The sequence below is a fragment of the Modestobacter sp. DSM 44400 genome, from assembly GCF_900107175.1.
GTDB lineage: Bacteria > Actinomycetota > Actinomycetes > Mycobacteriales > Geodermatophilaceae > Modestobacter.
Genome location: NZ_FNOZ01000029.1, coordinates 34,747 through 51,578 on the forward strand (window position 1 = coordinate 34,747; position 16,832 = coordinate 51,578).

The following is a 16,832-nucleotide window of genomic DNA, read 5'->3' on the forward strand; positions in this document are numbered from 1 at the left end:
GGGGAGGAGGACGAGCGGGAGGGCGAACGCCGGAGGCCCCGGCGGACGATGTCCGCCGGGGCCTCCGGATGGTGCTGTGCTGATCAGTCGCGCGGCTCCTGCTGGGGCCGGCCTCCCTCGGCGGGGCGACCGCCCTCGGCCGGTCGGCCGCCCTCGGAGGGACGGCCCGAGCCGGTCAGCTCACGCGCTTCCCGTGCCGACTCGAGGCCGCGGGGCTCCTGCTGTGCCTCGGCCTGCACAGCGGCGGGCTCCTCGATCGGTGTGAAGAAGCCCTTGATGGCCCGGCGGGCGCCGCCCACCTGGTTCATCTTCTTCGGTACCGAGGCGCCGCCGTAGGCGAGCTCGCCGTGGCCGTGCGCGTCGACCGGCCCCAGGGGCTGATGAACCTCGATGAACTCACCGCTGGGCAGGCGCCGGATGACACCGGTCTCGATGCCGTGCTCGAGCACCTCGCGGTCGTGACGCTCCAGGCCCAGGCACAGCCGGTAGGTCAGCGCGTACGCGATCGGCGGAATGATGATCAACCCGATCCGACCGAACCAGGTCATCGCGTTGAGGCTGATGTCGAACTTGTCAGCGATGATGTCGTTGCCGCCGGTGATCCACAGCACGATGTAGAACGCCAGCGCCATGGCGCCCAGCGACGTGCGCACCGGTACGTCGCGGGGCCGCTGCAATAGGTGGTGCGAGGCCGTGTCGCCGGTCAGTTTGCGCTCGATCACCGGGTAGACGGCCAACATGGTGAACAGGAGACCGGGGATCACGACGGTCGCCCAGAACACCGGGGGGATGTGGTAGCCCCACAGCACGATCTCCCACGGCGGGAACATGCGCGCGGAGCCGTCGAGGAAGCCGATGTACCAGTCCGGCTGCGAGCCCGACGACACCTGGGCCGGGTTGTACGGGCCGAACAGCCAGATCGGGTTGATCTGTACCAGGCCGCCCAAGGCGGCACACAGGCCGAAGACAATGAAGAACAGCGCCGTGGCCTTGCCCGCGAAGGTCGGAAAGAGCCGGTTGCCGACCACGTTGTGCTCGGTCCGCCCAGCGCCGGGGAACTGGGTGTGCTTCTGCTTGACCAGGATCAGCAGGTGCCCCGCGATCAGGGCCAGCAGGATCGCCGGGATGATCAGCACGTGCAGGATGTAGAGCCGGCCGATGATCAGCTCGCCGGGGAAGTCGCCACCGAAGGCGGTGAAGTAGATCCACGTGCCGATGACCGGGATCGACAGGAACACCGCGGAGAAGATCCGCAGCCCGGTTCCCGACAGCAGGTCGTCGGGGAGGGTGTAGCCCGCGAAGCCCTCGAGGAGGGCCAGCACCAGCAGGCCCACACCGATGAACCAGTTGGTCTCACGGGGCTTGCGGAAAGCGCCGGTGAAGAAGATGCGCAGCAGGTGCACGCAGATCGAGGCGACGAAGAGCAGGGCCGCCCAGTGGTGCAACTGCCGGATGAGCAGGCCACCGCGGACATCGAAGGAGAGACCGAGCGTCGACTCGTACGCCGCGGACATGTCGATGCCGCGCATGGGTGCGTACCCGCCGTTGTACGTGACCTCCTTCATCGACGCGTCGAAGAAGAAGGTCAGGTACGTGCCGGACAGGAGGAGGACGACGAACGAGTAGAGCGCGATCTCCCCGAGCAGGAACGACCAGTGGTCGGGGAACACCTTGTTCAGGGTCCGGCGCAGCGGGCCGGCGACGATCAGTCGCTCATCGACCTCGAGGGCTGCACTGCCGAGCTTGGTGCTCGGCCGGCCGGGCGCCGGTCGACCCGGTGCCGCTGTCGTGGTCGCCATCAGCTGAGTCTCCCCATATTCCAGAACGACGGCCCGACGGGTTCGGGGAAGTCGCTGCGCGCCACGAAGTATCCCTCGTCGTCCACGGCGATGGGTAGCTGCGGCAGGGAACGCGTCGCCGGGCCGAAGATTGGCTTGGCTCCCTGGGTGACGTCGAACTGCGACTGGTGGCAGGGGCAGAGGATCTTGCCGGTCTGCTGCTCGTAGAGCGACACCGGGCAGCCGGCGTGGGTGCAGATCTTCGAGTAGGCGACGTAGTCACCGTAGCCGAAGTCCTGCTGACCCGGACGGGGCTGGATCGCCGTCACCTGCTCGGGCCGCAGCCGGATCAGCATGAGCGGGGAGTCGGCGGACCGGTTGCCACCGGCGACCGCCGGAAAGACCGTGGCCAGCGAGCCGGGCTCCTGGTCGCCGGGGCGGATGGGGGTGCCGTCGCTGCGGACCAGACGCACACCGTCGGCCCACAAGGTGGTGCCGAGCGGGTTACCGCTGTTCGGGTTCTTGATCAGACCGCCCAGGGGGGCGATCAGCATGGCCCCGAAGGCGGCTCCCATGAGACCCAGTGTGCGCGTCATCGCCTTGCGGCGGGTGAGCCCGGAGTTGCTCAGCGCCTGGCTCAGCGTGGCGGTGGTGGTGACGCGGTCGAAGCTCGACCCGTCGTGCTTGTCCTGGACCGCCGTCTCGTGCGGCAGCAACTTCTTGACGAACAGCACCAGGCCGATTCCGACGCTGATCAGGCAGAGCCCCATGGTGAGGCCGAGCATCGTCGTGAACAGCGCGCTCCAGAGCGTGCCGCCGACCTCCCACTCCCAGCTCGGCAGGAACCAACCGGAGCCGGCGTAGACGACCAGGAACAGGACGGCGAACACCGCGGCCAGGAAGAACCACAGCGTGACCTGCCGGCTCGCCTGCTTCTCCAGCGGCGATCCGGGGGCGGGCGCGGGGTCGACGTGCAGCACCTCGACGCCGTCGTACTGGGCACCGAGCCGGTCGAGCTCGGTGCGGTCCATCTGGGCGAGACGCTCGGGCGGGTACTCCTCGTCCGGACCGCCGTGCTGCGGACCTGCCTCGTCCACGCCGCCGGCCGAACCGGGACGGTGGTCGTTGGTACTCACGCCTTGGTCCCCATCCAGAAGATCCCGAACAGTAGGGCACCCATGCCCACGACCCAGATGACCAGGCCCTCGGCCACCGGGCCGACGCGGCCGATGCCGGCGCCGCCGGGGTCGGCTGTGGTGGTGATCGTCTGGACGTAGGTGATGATCGAACGCTTCTCGTCCGGCGTCAGCTGGTTGTCGCCGAACACCGGCATGTTCTCCGGCCCGGACAGCATCGCCGAGTAGAGCTCCAGGTCGTTGGCATCGAGCAGGGACGGCGCGCGCTTGCCCGAGGACAACGCACCGCCCTCGCCGACGAAGTTGTGGCACTGGGCGCAGTTGAGCCGGAACAGCTCGCCGCCCTCGGCGAGGTCGCCATCGCGCAGGTCGCCGGAGGGGAGGGTGGGACCGCCGCCGTTCTCCTGCACGTAGGCCATCAGCTGGTCGATCTCCTTGTCGGTGAAGAGGACCGGGTGCACCGCGGCCTGGGCCTCCTGGCGCACGAGCGGCATGCGCCCGGTGTGCACCTGGAAGTACACCGCGGCCTCGCCGACCCCGATGAGCGAGGGGCCGCGGTCCTGGACGCCCTGCAGGTTCGACCCGTGGCAGGTGATGCAGCTGCGCGTGTAGATCTCCCGGCCGGCCTCGACCGCCGAGGACGTGGTGCCGGTCGGATCGTCGGCGGCGTTCGCGCCGGGCGCCACGGCGGAGTAGCCGACCCCGGTGAGCACCAGGGCGGCCATCAGACCGGCGACGTTGGCGACCCGGCGGCGCTGCTTGGAGCGGCGCCGGGCGCGGGCTGCGGAGGCCGGTGCCCCGTCGGGACGGCGGCGCAGGCGCAGGCCGCTGCGACCGCCCTCGAGAGGGGCAACGGATTCGGGGTTCGTGGTGGACACCGGTTCCCTAGCGGATCAGGTAGATCGTGGCGAAGAGCCCGACCCACACGACGTCGACGAAGTGCCAGTAGTAGGAGACCACGATCGCGGAGGTCGCCTGCGCTGGTGTGAACCGGCCCATGGTGGACCGGAGGAGCACGAACACGAAGGCCACGAGGCCGCCGATGACGTGCAACGCGTGGAACCCGGTGGTCAGGTAGAACACCGAGCCATAGGCCGACGAGGAGATCGTCGTGTCGTGGTTCATGATCAGGTTGCGGTACTCGTTGGCCTGCCCGAGCACGAAGGCCAGGCCCATCACGAAGGTGATGGTGAACCAGCGGCGTAAGCCGTAGACGTTGCCGCTCTCCGCGGCGAACACGCCGAACTGACAGGTCACCGAAGAGAGCACCAGGATCAGCGTGAAGACCGTGGCATACGGCACGTCGAGCTCGGTGGGCGCCGGCGGCCAGCCGTCGAGGGCGCGGGCGCGCGCGGTGAAGTACATGGCGAACAGGCCGGCGAAGAACATCAGCTCACTGGCGAGCCAGACGATCGTGCCGACGCTGACCATGTTCGGTCGGGTCAGGGAGTGCACCCGCGAGGTGTCGAAGGTGCTGCTCGCCACGGGGGCCGTTGTCACGGGGTCATCATGGCATCGGGACAGGTCTCCCACGACGTGGGGTGGAACGGGCGTGGCGTGCCTGGTCGGGAGGCTGGTGGGGGGCGCGCGGCGTGCCGCCGGCGGATGGCCCGGCTGCCACTAGGCTCGCGTCCGTGAGCGACGTCGCAGTGCCGGCCACCGTGCTGGTCTTCAGCCAGCGGGCCGAGGTCCGCGCAGCCGTCCGGACCGCCCTGGGGCGGTCCCCAGCGGCCGGGGTGGGTCCGCTGACCTACGTCGAGTGCGCCACCGGCGAGGAGGTCGTCGCGGCCGTCGACGCGGAGGGCATCGACCTGTGCGTGTTGGACGGCGAGGCCCAGCCGACCGGTGGGATGGGCATCAGCCGGCAGCTCAAGCACGAAGTGGCCGACTGCCCGGAGCTTGTCGTGCTGATCGCCCGGCAGGCCGACCGCTGGCTGGCGCACTGGTCGCTTGCCGATGCGACGCTGGCCTACCCGATCGACCCGCTGACCGCTCCCGACGCGGTGGCCAAGCTGCTGCGCGACCGCGCGTCGCGGCGTCCGGCCGTCCGCCGCTGAGCGTGGGCACGCCGTCCCCGACCTGGCCGGGGCTGCTGACGCGGCTGGTCCGTCGGGAGAACCTGTCGGCCGCCGACACGCGCTGGGCCATGCAGCAGGTGATGACCGGCGAGGCCAGCCCGGCCCAGGTCGCGGGTTTCATCGTGGCGCTGCGGGCGAAGGGCGAGTCGCCGGAGGAGGTGGCCGGGCTGGCCGCCACCATGCTGGACCTGGCGACGCCGGTGACCCTGCCGATGGCCTGTGTCGACATCGTGGGCACCGGCGGTGACGGGGCCCAGACGGTCAACATCTCCACCATGGCCGCGATCGTCACGGCGGCGGCCGGCGTCCCGGTGGCCAAGCACGGCAACCGGGCGGCCTCCTCGAAGTCCGGCACCGCCGACGTGCTCGAGGCGCTCGGGGTGGTGATCGACCTCCCGGCGCCGGCCGTGGTCCGGTGCGTCCGCGAGGCGGGGATCGGCTTCTTCTTTGCCCCGGTCTTCCATCCCGGGTTCCGGCACGCGGCCGCGCCGCGCCGGGAGCTGGGCATCGGCACGGTCTTCAACTTCCTGGGGCCGTTGGCGAACCCGGCGCGTCCGATCGCGGCCGCGATCGGCTGCGCCGACAGCCGGATGGCGCCGGTGCTCGCCGCGGTGCTGGCGGCCCGTGGCACCCGGGCGCTGGTCTTCCGCGGGGACGACGGTCTCGACGAGCTGACCACGGCCACCACCTCGGCGGTGTGGGTGGTGCGGGACGGCGAGGTGCTGGCCGAGCGGCTGGACCCGACTGCCCTCGGTATCCCGGTCTCCGAGCCGGGCGCGCTGCGGGGCGGTGGGCCCGACGTCAACGCCGAGGTGGTGCGCCGCCTGGTGGCCGGCGACCCGGGCCCGGTGCGGGACGCCGTCCTGTTGAACGCCGCCGCGGCGCTGGCCGCCTTCGACGAGCGCGGTGCCCGGCTGCACGACGCGCTGGGTGCTGCCCTGCCGCGGGCGGCCGCCGCCATCGACGACGGCCGGGCCGCGGCCAAGCTCGAGGACTGGGTGCGGGTCAGCCGGTTCGCCCGGGACGCCGCGCGCCGCTGAGCCGTCGGGCCTCGGGCCGGGGCGCGGCATTCCGTCGGAGGGGCGGCCTCAGTCGGCGGACTCGAGGCCCAGCGAGAACGCCGCCTCCAGGTCGTGCCGGGAGTAGGCGCGGAAGGCGATGTGGGTGGCGGTGTCTAGCACGCCGGGCACCTTGTTGATCCGCCCGGCCACCACGTCGGCGATCTCCTCGAACTGGTGCACCCGCACCAGCGCAACGAGGTCGACGTCGCCGGCCACGGAGTAGACCTCGCTGACGCCGGGCAGGTCGGCGACGGCCTCGGCGACCTCACCGATCGAGTCGGTGGCGGCGTCGATCATCACGATGGCGGTGATCACGTCCGGGATGCTAGCCGGGCCGGCGCGCGGCCGCGGCGCTCCGCGTCGCGCGGCGACCGGCCTGGGGCGATGCGGTCGGGCCGGCTGGTGGTGCCCAGCGCCCGGGTGTCGGCGAAGGGGTCGCGTTCGGTGCGCCCGGCCTCGACGAGGGCCAGGAACTCGCTGTAGTCGCCGGTCCCGGGGGTGCGGCTGGCCAGGGTGCCGGTGAGGTCGACCAGGCGGGTGCCCGGCTTCTCCATCCAGCGCAGCACGAGCTCGGTCTCGTCGACCGATGCGGCCAGCTCCCCCTCAGGCCCGAGGGGGGTCTCCGCCGTCGCGCGCAGGTCGGCCAGGTGACCGCGGACCGACCGGCCCCGGACGGCGACCCCGGCCGCGACCAGCCGGCCGCGGCGGACCACCGACAGTTTCCAGCCGCCGGATCCGTCGGGTCGGGCGAGCACCAGCTCCGGAACGGCGGCCAGCGACTCCAGGCGCTGCCGGCGACGCACGGCGCGCAGGAGCACGGCGATCCGGTCGCGCAGCACGGCGGCGTCCTCGTAACGGCCCTCGCCGGCGACCCGCTCGACCCGGACGAGCAGCGGCGCGACCAGGTCGCGCGGGTCGCACTCGACAGCGGTGCGGAAGACCGCGGCGACAGAGGCGTACTCCTCCCGGCTCTGTGCGCCCGTGCACGGGGCTCCGCACCGCCCCATGTCGGCCAGTGCGCAGGCGGTGCCGAAGACGGTCGGCGACAGCCGCCTGGTGCACTGGCGCAGGGGCAGGGACTCGTGCACGGCGGCGACCGCGGCGTCCGCCGCGCGCCGGTCGGGAAACGGGCCGAGGAAAGAGCCGGCGCCGGGGCGGACCCGGCGCACGACCGACAGCCGGGGGAACGGCTCATCGGTCAGGCGCACCCACAGCGCGCGCTCGGGAAACCGGGACCGGCGGTTGTAGCGGGGCTTGTGCTCGGCGATCAGCCGCAGCTCCCGGACGGCGGCCTCGAGGTCGTGCGCGCACAGCAGGGCCTCCACCCGCTGTGCGAGCGCAACCATCTCGGTCATCCGGCTGCGTTGCTCGCCGGCGGTGAAGTAGCTGCGCACCCGGGTGCGCAGGTCGGCCGACGTGCCCACGTACAGCGGCTCGTCGCGAGGCCCGCGGAAGACGTAGACGCCCGGGCCGTGCGGCACGGACTCGGCCAGGTGCCGCTTGCGCCGCCGCTGCGGGTCGACGTTGCGGGTGAGCCCGGTCAGCTCCTCCAGCGAGGTGACCCCGAGCGGGCCGAGACGCTCGAACAGCCCGTGGAGCACGTCGACGGTCGCCCGGGCGTCGTCCAGCGCGCGGTGGCAGGGCTGGGTGCTGGTGGAGAAGAAGGGCGCCAGCGTGCCCAGCTTGCAGTTGGGCACCTCGTCGCGGGTGAGCAGCCGGCGGGCGAGCACCGCGGTGTCGACGGAGGCGAACGCCGGCCAGGCGATCCCGGAGCCCTCGCAGGCCGCGCGGAGGAAGCCGAGGTCGAACGGGGCGTTGTGGGCGACCAGCACCGTGCCGCGGGCGAACTCCAGGAAGGCCGGCAGGACGGACTCGATGCGCGGGGCGGCCGCCACCATCATCGAGGTGATCCCGGTCAGCACGCTGATGTAGGGCGGGATCTCCCGGCCGGGGTCGACCAGCGTCTGGAACTCGCCGAGCACCTCCCCGGCGCGCACCTTGACAGCGCCGATCTCGGTGATCGCGCTGTCCTTCGGGGAGCCGCCGGTGGTCTCGAGGTCGACCACGACGAACGTCACGTCGGCGAGCAGGGTGCCCAGGTCGTCGATCGTGCCCTGCACGAACTGCAGCACCCTGTCGGGGGAGGCGGTGCCGGCCGGCAGCGGCGGCAGCTCGGCGGACCCGGCCCGGGAGGCGGCCGGCGGGGACGACGGGACGGGGAGGAACGGCACGGGGCGGACGCTAGGTCGGGGGTCCGACAGTCCCGGGGAGGCCACGCCGCGCCGCCCGCCGTCCCCCGGCCGGGTGACCGGGGCCGCAGGCAGGCAGCCCGATCACGTAGCAGGTCCGCGACGCAGCTGGCGTCCGCCCGTTGACCTGTCGACGTCGACGGGGAGAGGAGGTCCGGTGTCGCTGCGCACCTCGTGGCGCCTCGGGGTGACCGCGGTCGGGCTGTGCTGGCCCTGCTGCTGTCCCGGGCGCCGTGGCGCTCGCCTCGCCGAGCGACCAGCCGGGCGGGACGACGGGGTGCTGGACAGCGCCGAGCTCGGCGCCCTGCAGCACCGGGCGGCCGACGTGCAGACCGACCTACGGCAGCGGCAGGCCGAGGTGGTCGATGCCCGTGAGCAGCAGGCACCGTCCAGACCGCCGCTGACGCCGCCGCCTCGGTCGTCGCCGACGCCGACGGCGTGCTGGCCCAGCGGCAGGCCGCCGCAGTACGCCTCGGCGGTCTACCGGGACGGCGGCACGCCCAGCGCCCTCAGCGTCCTACTGCGGGGCGGGGACCCCGGCGACGTCATCTCGGCGCTGGGCTACCTGGAGGCGATCGACCGCCGCGCCACCGCCGTCCTCGCCGCCACGGAGCAGGAGCGCCAGCGGGCCCTGGCCGAGGCCGGCGCGGCCAAGCAGGCGCTCACCGAGGCCCGGGCCCGGGCCGACGTGGTCGATGCCCAGGTCGGCGAGCTGAAGGCGACCGCCCGGGCGGTCACCCGGGACCTCGACCGCGCCCTGGGGGCGGTAGACCTGCAGCTGGCCCAGCTGCAGCAGGACCAGACGGACGTCAACGCCTGCACGGCCGGCAACTGGCGGCCCTACGTGGACGAGCTGGCGGCCGCCGGCGTCGTCCCCCCGCCGGCCGCGGCGCTGCGCGACCCGGTGGCCGGGCTGCCCGGTGGGCTGGTGCCCGTGGGTGCCGCGGGGGGAGGAGCCCAGCCGGGGGCCGCCCAGCTGTCGCGCCGGCCCAGTCCCTGCTCGTGCTCTCCGGCGGAGACGATCGCAGCGGTGAGCGCGGCGATGGCCGACCTCGGGATGCCGTACGCCCCGGGTCCGGAGGCCTTCGACTGCGGGTCGCTGGTCGCCAGCGCCAGCGCCGCGGCCGGGCTGGCCCTGCCCGGCGACCAGTCCGGGCTCTTCTCGGTCACCGCCCCGGTCGCGGCCGCGGACGTGCTGCCGGGGGACCTGGTGTTCCTGGGCAGTGCGGAGTCGGATCTGAGCCACGTCGGGATCGCCCTGGACCCCGCCACGATGGTGGCCGCCGACGCCCGCGCCGGCGCGGTGGTGGTGCGGACGCTGCCCGCCGACCAGGTGCTGGGGATCGGCGGACCAGCCTGGCCCAGCGCGCACCGGTGTCGCCGCCGGGCCCCAGGACGGCGCGCTGCCCGTCGAGTGCGGCAACACCGTCCACCCGGCCAGCTACGACGGGACGCGGGCCTGGGGCGGCTCTCCCAACGGCCTCGTCCCGCCCAGCGCGCTGTGCCCGCTTTGAGCCGGCGGCCACCAACTGCGTTGCGATGCCGGGCGGCCTACCGGGCGATGTCCGCCGCCGCCCAGGCGGCCCTCGGCGCGCCGATCTGCATCACCGACTCCTACCGCGCCTATGCCTCCCAGGTGCGCCTCTACGGCGAGATGCCCGCGCTGGCCGCGGTGCCCGGCACCAGCAACCGCGGCTGGAGCCTGGTGGTCGACCTGTGCGGCGGCATCGACTCCTTCGGCACCGCGCAGTACGCCTGGATGGTGGCCTACGTGGGGCGCTTCGGCTTCGTCCACCCGACTAGATGTCGGTGGCTGCCCCTAGCGTCCGCGGCGTTCGGACCACAGGGAGAGAAGGGGAGCCGCCGTGCTCATCGACTGCGACACCTGCACCGTCCGCGGGCCCGGCTGTGACGACTGCGTCGTCACCGTGCTGCTGGGCGCACCGCCGGGCTGGCGGAACAGCGAGCCCACCGTCGTGCCACTGATCCGCCGGCCCCGGGTCGCCGACCACCCCTTGGCCGTGACCCCGTCCGTGGCCGTCGCCGGTGACCTGCCGCACGTCCACGGCGAGGGCGAGGAGCTCCGCCCGGTCGTCGAGCTCGACGACGTCGAGCGTCGCGCGGTGCGGGCGTTGGCAGATTTCGGCCTGGTTCCGCCGTTACGTCATCAGGATGCGTCAACCGGCACGCCTGGACGCGACACGGCGGGAAACCGCCACGTGAGCTGACGAATCGCGTGCTTGTGATTTGTCATGGTCTGTGCCGGATTGGACGTTTGACGGGGCTATGTCTCGGTCGGATCACGGACTTACTGTCTCCTCGTCCGGGAGAGTGGTCGTCGCCGCACACAGGGTGACCTCGATCGGGCACCGCCGAACCAGCCGGCCACACAGCCGTCTGGACCGGGGACCCACCGCAGTCCTGGGTGAGTTCTCGCGCGTCCCGCACGCCGGGTCGCACGCGTCGACGACGGCGCGCAGAGATAGGGCCGTCTCCTTCCGGCCCGAACCCGTCAGCTAACTCGGTAGGCGGTCGATGTGGAGGAAATGGAGTCCCGCCAACTGTGGCGAGCCCTCACCTGTCTGTCCAGCGCGCCCGCACCGCCTCCTCGACGGAGCCGGCTCTCACCGCTCGTGCTCCCCGCCGGGTCGGCCGGTTCCGCGCCGCCGTGCTGCTCACCGCCGCCGCCAGCCTCGGCCTGACCCTCCTGCCCGGCACGGCCGACGCCACTCCGGGTAACGCGGTCACCCAGGCGAGGACCGCCGCGGAGGCGACCCAGCTGGTCGCCGACGCGCAGCACCACCTCGAGGCCGTGAGCGAGCAGGTCAACGACGCACAGGTCACCCTCGAGCAGCAGCAGGGCGCCGCGGACGCCGCCGGTGCGGCGCTCGCCGCCGCCCAGGAGCAGCTGGCCGTCCTGGACGGGCAGATGCGCCAGGTCGCCCGGAGCGCCTTCACCGGTCAGAACCTCTCCCGGTTCAACGCGCTCATGACCAGCGGCTCGGCTGAGGAGTTCCTCGCCCAGGTCAACACCCTCGACGTCATCGCCGGGCACACCAGCGACGTCCTCGCCCAGGTCGGTGCCGCGGCTGCGGCCGCCACCGAAGCGGAGACGGCCGCCGACGGCGCGGCCGCCGCCGCAAAGCAGTCCCTCGACGACGTCAGCGCCCAGCAGGCCGACCTGCAGGCCGGGATCGCCGACTACACGGCCCAGTACGACGAGCTGAGCGCCGCCCAGCAGGCGCAGGTCGCCCAGGCCCACGCCGGGCCGGCGCTGGAGGCGCCCGACACGGTGTCGGTGTCGACCGTGTCCTCGCCGTCCGCCGCGTCCGCCGCGACCGACGCGACCGCCGGAGCCCTGGCGCCCAGCGAAGCCGCGCAGACGGCGGTCGAGACGGCGCTGGCCCAGGTCGGCGATGCCTACGTGTGGGGCGCGGGCGGGCCGAGTGCCTTCGACTGCTCCGGGCTGATGCAGTACGCCTACGCCGCCGCCGGGATCACCCTGCCGCACTCCAGCCGGGCGCAGTCCGCGATGGGCGCCGCCGTGTCGCGCAGCGAGCTGCAGCCCGGCGACATGGTTTTCTTCTACAGCCCGGTCAGCCACGTCGGCATGTACGTGGGCAACGGCAAGATGGTGCACGCGGCCACCTTCGGGGTGCCGGTTCAGGTGACCAGCGTCGACATGAAGGGCTACGTGGGCGCCCGCCGCATGGCCGGCTGACCGGCTCGGCGGGTCCGTGAGGCCGGCGCCGAACGCACAGGTCCCGCGCCTAAGCTGCGCAACGTGTGCGAGGTGCGAGCTCACGCATGAGCCCAGCAGCACCGCGAACGCGGTCGGCGAGCTGGCGGCACCTCCCGCTTGCGGGGGACAGCGAGGAGGTCGCGTGAGCGCCCGACGCCTCGCGCTCCTGGCGGCGCTCGTGCTCGGCGCCGCCGTGGCCGTGGTCATCGTCGTCGCCACCCCCTGGGACCTGCTCCCCACCCCGCCCGGTGGGCGCACCCCGGTCGACCCGACGGCGACCTTCACCCCGGCGCAGGTCGACCGGGCGGAGTCCTTCGCCGCGGCGCTGCGCCCGGCCTCGCTCGTCTCCCTTCTGCTCAGCCTGGTGGTGGCCGGGCTGTTCGGGCTGACCCGGGCCGGTGCGGCCATCGTCCGGGCGGTGGCCCGCCCGCTCGGCGGGGGCTGGGTCTGGCAGGTCCTGCTCGGCTCGATCGCGCTGCTGGTCCTCGGCCGCCTGGTCACGCTGCCGTTGTCGGCCTACGGCGAGGTGGTCCGTCACCGGTACGGGCTGTCCACCCGGGGGTGGGGGCTGTGGGCCCGGGACGTCGCCACCTCCACGGCCATCAACGCGGGGCTGACGGCGCTGACGCTGCTGGCGGTCGTCGCCCTGGCCCGGCGGGCGCCCCGCACGTGGTGGGCCTGGGCGGCCGGGGGGGCTGCCGCACTGGTGTTGGTCGGCTCGTTCCTCTACCCGCTGGTCATCGAGCCCGCGTTCAACCGCTTCGAGTCGATGCCGGCCAGTGCTCTGCGCACCGACCTGCTGACCCTCGCCGAGCGCAACGGCACCCCGGTGGACGACGTCCTCGTCGCCGACGCGAGCCGGCGCACCACGGCGCTGAACGCCTACGTCTCCGGGTTCGGCTCGACCCGGCGGATCGTCATCTACGACACGCTGCTGAACCAGTTGCCCGACGACGAGGTGGAGTCGATCGTCGCCCACGAGCTCGGCCACGTCTCCGCCGACGACGTGCTCACCGGCACGCTGATCGGTGCCCTCGGCGCGGCCGCCGGGGTCGCCCTGCTCGGCTGGCTGCTCGGCTGGACCGCGCTGCTGCGGCGGGCCGGCGCCGACGGCCCCGGCGACCCGCGCGCGGTCGGCCTGGTGCTGTTCCTCATCGCCGTCGGCACGCTGCTGTCCACCCCCGTGCAGAACGGCGTCTCGCGGCAACTCGAGGCGCGGGCCGACCTGCATGCCCTGGACCTCACCGAGGACCCCGCGGCCTTCGCCGACGTCCAGCGGAAGCTGGGGGTGGCCAACCTCTCCGACCCGGACCCCCCCGCGCTGTGGCAGTGGATCTTCGGCACCCACCCGACCACCGCGCAGCGGATCGCCTTCGTCGGCGACTGGGCCGCGCTGCACGACCGGTGACCGCCACCCCGCACCGGACGCTGGTCGTCACCAACGACTTTCCGCCGCGGCAGGGCGGCATCCAGACCTTCGTCGCCGCGCTGCTGGCCCGCCGCCCGCCGGGGTCGCTGGTGGTGCTCGCCTCGGACCACCCGGGCGCGGCCGAGCACGACGCGGCCCTGCCGTACCCGGTGGTCCGCGCGCCGACCGGCATGCTGCTGCCCACCCCGGCGACCGCCCGGACGGCGACCCGGCTGGTTCGCGAGTACGGCTGCCGGACGGCCTTCTTCGGTGCGGCCGCGCCGCTGGGCCTGCTCGCCCCGGCGCTGCGCCGGGCCGGCGTGGAGCACCTGGTCGGGGCCACCCACGGCCACGAGACCGGCTGGGTGGCGCTGCCGGGCGCCCGGGCGGTGATGCGCCGGATCGCCGGCGGCCTCGACGTCCTGACCTACATCAGTGAGTACACCCACGACCGGCTGGCGCCGGCGCTGGCCGGCCGCACCCGTCTCGCGCAGCTCTCCCCGGGCGTGGACGTCGACGCTTTCACCGCCGACGTCGACGGCCGCACCGTACGGGCCCGGTACGGGCTCGGCGACGCCCCGGTCGTGGTGTGTGTGTCCCGGCTGGTGCCCCGCAAGGGCCAGGACGTGCTGGTCGAGGCCTGGCCCCGGGTGCTGGCCCGGCACCCGGACGCGCGCCTGCTGCTGGTCGGCGGCGGGCCGTTGGAGCAGCAGCTGAGGCGCGCGGTCGCCGACCGCGGACTGGCGGCCTCGGTGGTGCTGACCGGGGGAGTGGCGGGAGCCGACCTGCCCCGGCACTACGCCGCCGGTGATGTGTTCGCGATGCCCTGTCGTACCCGCCGTCGCGGCCTGGACGTCGAGGGGCTCGGCATGGTCTACCTGGAGGCGGCCGCCTGCGGGCTGCCGGTGGTGGCCGGCACCTCTGGCGGGGCGCCGGAGACCGTCCAGGAGGGCGTCACCGGGCACGTCGTCGACCCGCGGTCACCCGCCGCGGTGGCCGCGGCGCTGACCGGGCTGCTCGACGACCCGGCCCGGGCGCGGACCATGGGCGCCGCCGGCCGCGCGTGGGTCGAGCAGCGCTGGTCGTGGACGTCGATCGCCGACGCGTTCGGCCAGCTGCTCGACGGCTAGCGGCTCCGCGGCCCCCTCCCGGGTACCGCCCCGAGCCTGCGAGGGGTGGGGAGGACGGGGTCCTTCTACCGAGCCTGCGAGGGGTGGGGGGCAGCGGGGTCCTCTTGGTAGAGCGCCGCCACCTCGTCGCCGAACTCTTTCATCACCACGGCCCGCTTGAGCTTCAGGCTGGGGGTGAGGGTGCCGTTCTCCTCGGTGAAGTCCGCGGCCAGCACGCAGAACTTCCTGATCGACTCGGCGTGCGAGACGGCCTTGTTGGCGTCGGCCACCGCGGCCTCGAGCTCGGACCGCACGTCGGGGTCCTCCCGCAGCTGCTCGGCAGTGAGCGAAGGGTCCTTGCCCTGCGCCTTGAGCCAGGCCGGCAGCGCGTCCTCGTCCAGGGTGACCAGTGCGGCGATGAAGGGTCGCTGGTCGCCGACGACGATGCACTGGCTGATCAGCTTGTGCGCCCGCAGCCGGTCCTCCAGCACGGCGGGGGCGACGTTCTTTCCCCCGGCGGTCACCAGCATCTCCTTCTTCCGGCCGGTGATCCGCAGAAAGCCCTGGGTGTCGAGCTCCCCGAGGTCGCCGGTGTGGAACCAGCCGTGCTCGTCGATGGCCTCGCGGGTGGCCTGCTCGTTCTTCCAGTAGCCGCGCATCACGATCCCGCCGCGCAGCAGAACCTCGCCGTCGTCGGCGATGGCGGCGTCGACCCCGGGGAGCGGACGGCCGACGGTGCCGATGCGCAGCGCGGCATCGTGGTTGACCGCCGCGGCGGCGGTGGTCTCGGTCAGGCCGTAGCCCTCGAAGATCGGAACGCCGAGGCCGCGGAAGAAGTGGCCCAGCCGCTCGCCCAGCGGCGCCCCGCCGGAGACGGCGCCCACGCAGCGGCCGCCGAGGGCTGCCCGCAGCTTGCCGTAGACCAGCTTGTCGAACAGCGCGTGCTGCGCCTTGAGCGCCAGCCCGGGTCCGCCGGTGTCCTGGGCGCGGGACCAGTCAACGGCCACCTGGGCGGCCTTGTCGAAGACCTTGCCCTTGCCGCCCTGGTCGGCGGTGGCCTTGGCGGTGTTGTAGACCTTCTCGAACACCCGCGGTACGGCCAGCACGAACGTCGGTGAGAACCGGCCGAGGTCGCCGACCAGGTCCTTCACATCGGGGGTGTGCCCGATGACCGTGCGGGTGTAGATCGCGCCGACCTGCAGCACCCGGGCAAGCACGTGCGCCAGCGGGATGAACAGCAACAGCGACCCGTCCCTGTTCAGGAAGCGGCCCAGCAGCGTCATGCCGTTGCGGATCTCGAACAGGAAGTTGGCGTGCGTCAGCTCGCAGCCCTTGGGCCGGCCGGTCGTACCGCTGGTGTAGATCAGCGTGGCCAGGCTGTCGGCGGTGAGGGTCGCGCGGCGGGCGGCCAGCTCGCTGTCCGGGACGTCGGCGCCGGCGGCGGCCAGGGTGTCCAGCGCGCCGTCGTCGATCACCCACACCAGGCCCAGCTCGGGGGCCCCGGCGCGCACCGACTCCACCGACGCGGCGTGCTCGGCGGTCTCCACGACCATCGCCCGGGCCCCGGAGTCGGCCAGGATCCAGGAGATCTGGTCGGCGCTGGAGGTCTCGTACACCGGGACGACGACCGCGCCGGCGGTCCAGATCGCGTAGTCCAGGACCGTCCATTCGTACCGCGTCTTGGCCAGCAGGCCCACCCGGTCACCGGCCTGGACGCCGCCGGCGACCAGGCCTTTGGCGACCGCGCCCACCCGGGCGGCGAACTCGGCGTGGGTGACGTCCTCCCAGCGGCCGTCGCGCTGGATGCGCAGGCCGACGTCGGCGGGGTGCTGCGCCGCGTTGCGGGCGACCATGTCCGTCAGGGCCTCGTCGGCCCCCACGGTGGCGGTGGGGGGAACGCTGAGCTCGCGCACGCCGGTCCTCTCTGTCCCGCCCGGCAGAAGGGCGCCGTCGCCCTCCGACCCCCGGGCCGGGTCCAGGCGAATCTAGAGCGTGTCTGCTAACTGCGGACGCGGTGATGGATGATCATGCAGCCGAGGAGGACACCGCCGAGGTAGGTGGTGGCGTATTTGTCGTAGCGGGTGGCGATAGCGCGCCACTGCTTGAGCCGGCCGAACCCGCGTTCGACGGTGTTGCGGTCCTTGTAGAGCTCGGCATCGCAGGCCGGTGGTCGCCCACCGGCCGAGCCCTTGGCCTTGCGGCGTGCGATCTGGTCGCTGCGTTCGGGAATCGTGTGAGCGATCTTCTTCGCCCGCAGGTGCGCCCGCGTAC

At 73.2% G+C, this 16,832-nt stretch carries 15 protein-coding genes and 1 riboswitch; of the genes, 7 read left to right on the top strand and 8 right to left on the bottom strand.

What is annotated here, in order from left to right; genetic code table 11:
- Positions 1-83: 83 nt before the first annotated feature.
- From BLW04_RS16750 to BLW04_RS16765, 4 genes are read right to left on the bottom strand one after another with little or no spacing between them, the layout of a single operon-like run.
- A complete protein-coding gene (locus BLW04_RS16750) occupies positions 84-1,799 on the bottom strand; it encodes a cytochrome bc1 complex cytochrome b subunit (RefSeq protein ID WP_091543669.1) in 1,716 nt (571 codons plus the stop codon).
- A complete protein-coding gene (locus BLW04_RS16755) occupies positions 1,799-2,914 on the bottom strand; it encodes a cytochrome bc1 complex Rieske iron-sulfur subunit (RefSeq protein ID WP_091543672.1) in 1,116 nt (371 codons plus the stop codon). Before BLW04_RS16755 ends, BLW04_RS16750 begins: the two co-directional genes overlap by 1 nt.
- Entirely contained in the window at positions 2,911-3,792 is an 882-nt protein-coding gene (locus tag BLW04_RS16760) for a cytochrome bc1 complex diheme cytochrome c subunit (RefSeq protein ID WP_091543675.1), read from the bottom strand. Before BLW04_RS16760 ends, BLW04_RS16755 begins: the two co-directional genes overlap by 4 nt.
- Positions 3,793-3,799: 7 nt before the next feature.
- Positions 3,800-4,414 carry an aa3-type cytochrome oxidase subunit III gene (locus BLW04_RS16765; protein WP_091543678.1) on the bottom strand — a complete coding sequence of 205 codons (615 nt, stop codon included), beginning with the start codon at positions 4,412-4,414 and terminating at the stop codon, positions 3,800-3,802.
- Positions 4,415-4,548: 134 nt separating this feature from the next.
- On the opposite strand from BLW04_RS16765, the gene BLW04_RS16770 reads away from it, so the two are divergent.
- Together BLW04_RS16770 and trpD are read left to right on the top strand one after the other, a co-directional pair.
- Entirely contained in the window at positions 4,549-4,971 is a 423-nt protein-coding gene (locus tag BLW04_RS16770) for an ANTAR domain-containing protein (RefSeq protein WP_091543683.1), read from the top strand.
- Positions 4,972-4,973: 2 nt separating this feature from the next.
- Positions 4,974-6,032 (top strand): anthranilate phosphoribosyltransferase, encoded by a 1,059-nt coding sequence (gene trpD, locus BLW04_RS16775; protein WP_091543687.1) that lies wholly within the window; start codon positions 4,974-4,976, stop codon positions 6,030-6,032.
- A 48-nt stretch (positions 6,033-6,080) separates the two neighbouring features.
- Here the strand turns inward: trpD and BLW04_RS16780 are convergent, their stop codons facing one another.
- Complete coding sequence (locus BLW04_RS16780; protein WP_091543690.1) at positions 6,081-6,368, bottom strand: Lrp/AsnC family transcriptional regulator; 288 nt, start codon at positions 6,366-6,368, stop codon at positions 6,081-6,083.
- Positions 6,365-8,284, bottom strand: a complete 1,920-nt coding sequence (locus tag BLW04_RS16785) for a DEDD exonuclease domain-containing protein (RefSeq protein WP_091543693.1) — start codon at positions 8,282-8,284, stop codon at positions 6,365-6,367. Before BLW04_RS16785 ends, BLW04_RS16780 begins: the two co-directional genes overlap by 4 nt.
- A 175-nt stretch (positions 8,285-8,459) precedes the next feature.
- Between BLW04_RS16785 and BLW04_RS29715 the strand changes: the two genes are divergently transcribed.
- The 5 genes from BLW04_RS29715 to BLW04_RS16810 all read left to right on the top strand — a co-directional run bounded on the left by BLW04_RS29715 (position 8,460) and on the right by BLW04_RS16810 (position 14,582).
- The gene (locus BLW04_RS29715; protein WP_091543694.1) at positions 8,460-10,214 is read left to right on the top strand and encodes a M15 family metallopeptidase; all 1,755 of its coding nucleotides are present in this window, start codon (positions 8,460-8,462) and stop codon (positions 10,212-10,214) included.
- Positions 10,168-10,530 (top strand): hypothetical protein, encoded by a 363-nt coding sequence (locus BLW04_RS16795; protein WP_091543696.1) that lies wholly within the window; start codon positions 10,168-10,170, stop codon positions 10,528-10,530. The genes BLW04_RS29715 and BLW04_RS16795 overlap by 47 nt, the downstream gene beginning before the upstream one ends.
- A gap of 132 nt (positions 10,531-10,662) precedes the next feature.
- Positions 10,663-10,850, top strand: a riboswitch (cyclic di-AMP (ydaO/yuaA leader).
- A 15-nt stretch (positions 10,851-10,865) separates the two neighbouring features.
- A complete protein-coding gene (locus BLW04_RS16800; protein ID WP_091543697.1) occupies positions 10,866-12,023 on the top strand; it encodes a C40 family peptidase in 1,158 nt (385 codons plus the stop codon).
- A gap of 163 nt (positions 12,024-12,186) precedes the next feature.
- A complete protein-coding gene (locus tag BLW04_RS16805) occupies positions 12,187-13,452 on the top strand; it encodes a M48 family metallopeptidase (RefSeq protein WP_091543703.1) in 1,266 nt (421 codons plus the stop codon).
- On the top strand, positions 13,449-14,582 hold the full coding sequence (locus tag BLW04_RS16810; RefSeq protein WP_091543706.1) for a glycosyltransferase family 4 protein: 1,134 nt from the start codon (positions 13,449-13,451) through the stop codon (positions 14,580-14,582). Before BLW04_RS16805 ends, BLW04_RS16810 begins: the two co-directional genes overlap by 4 nt.
- Positions 14,583-14,647: 65 nt before the next feature.
- Here BLW04_RS16810 and BLW04_RS16815 read toward each other — a convergent pair whose 3' ends face one another.
- Entirely contained in the window at positions 14,648-16,474 is a 1,827-nt protein-coding gene (locus BLW04_RS16815) for an AMP-dependent synthetase/ligase (protein WP_091543709.1), read from the bottom strand.
- A gap of 86 nt (positions 16,475-16,560) precedes the next feature.
- The coding region (locus BLW04_RS16820; protein WP_139306876.1) for a transposase at positions 16,561-16,832 on the bottom strand (272 nt) is incomplete at its 5' end.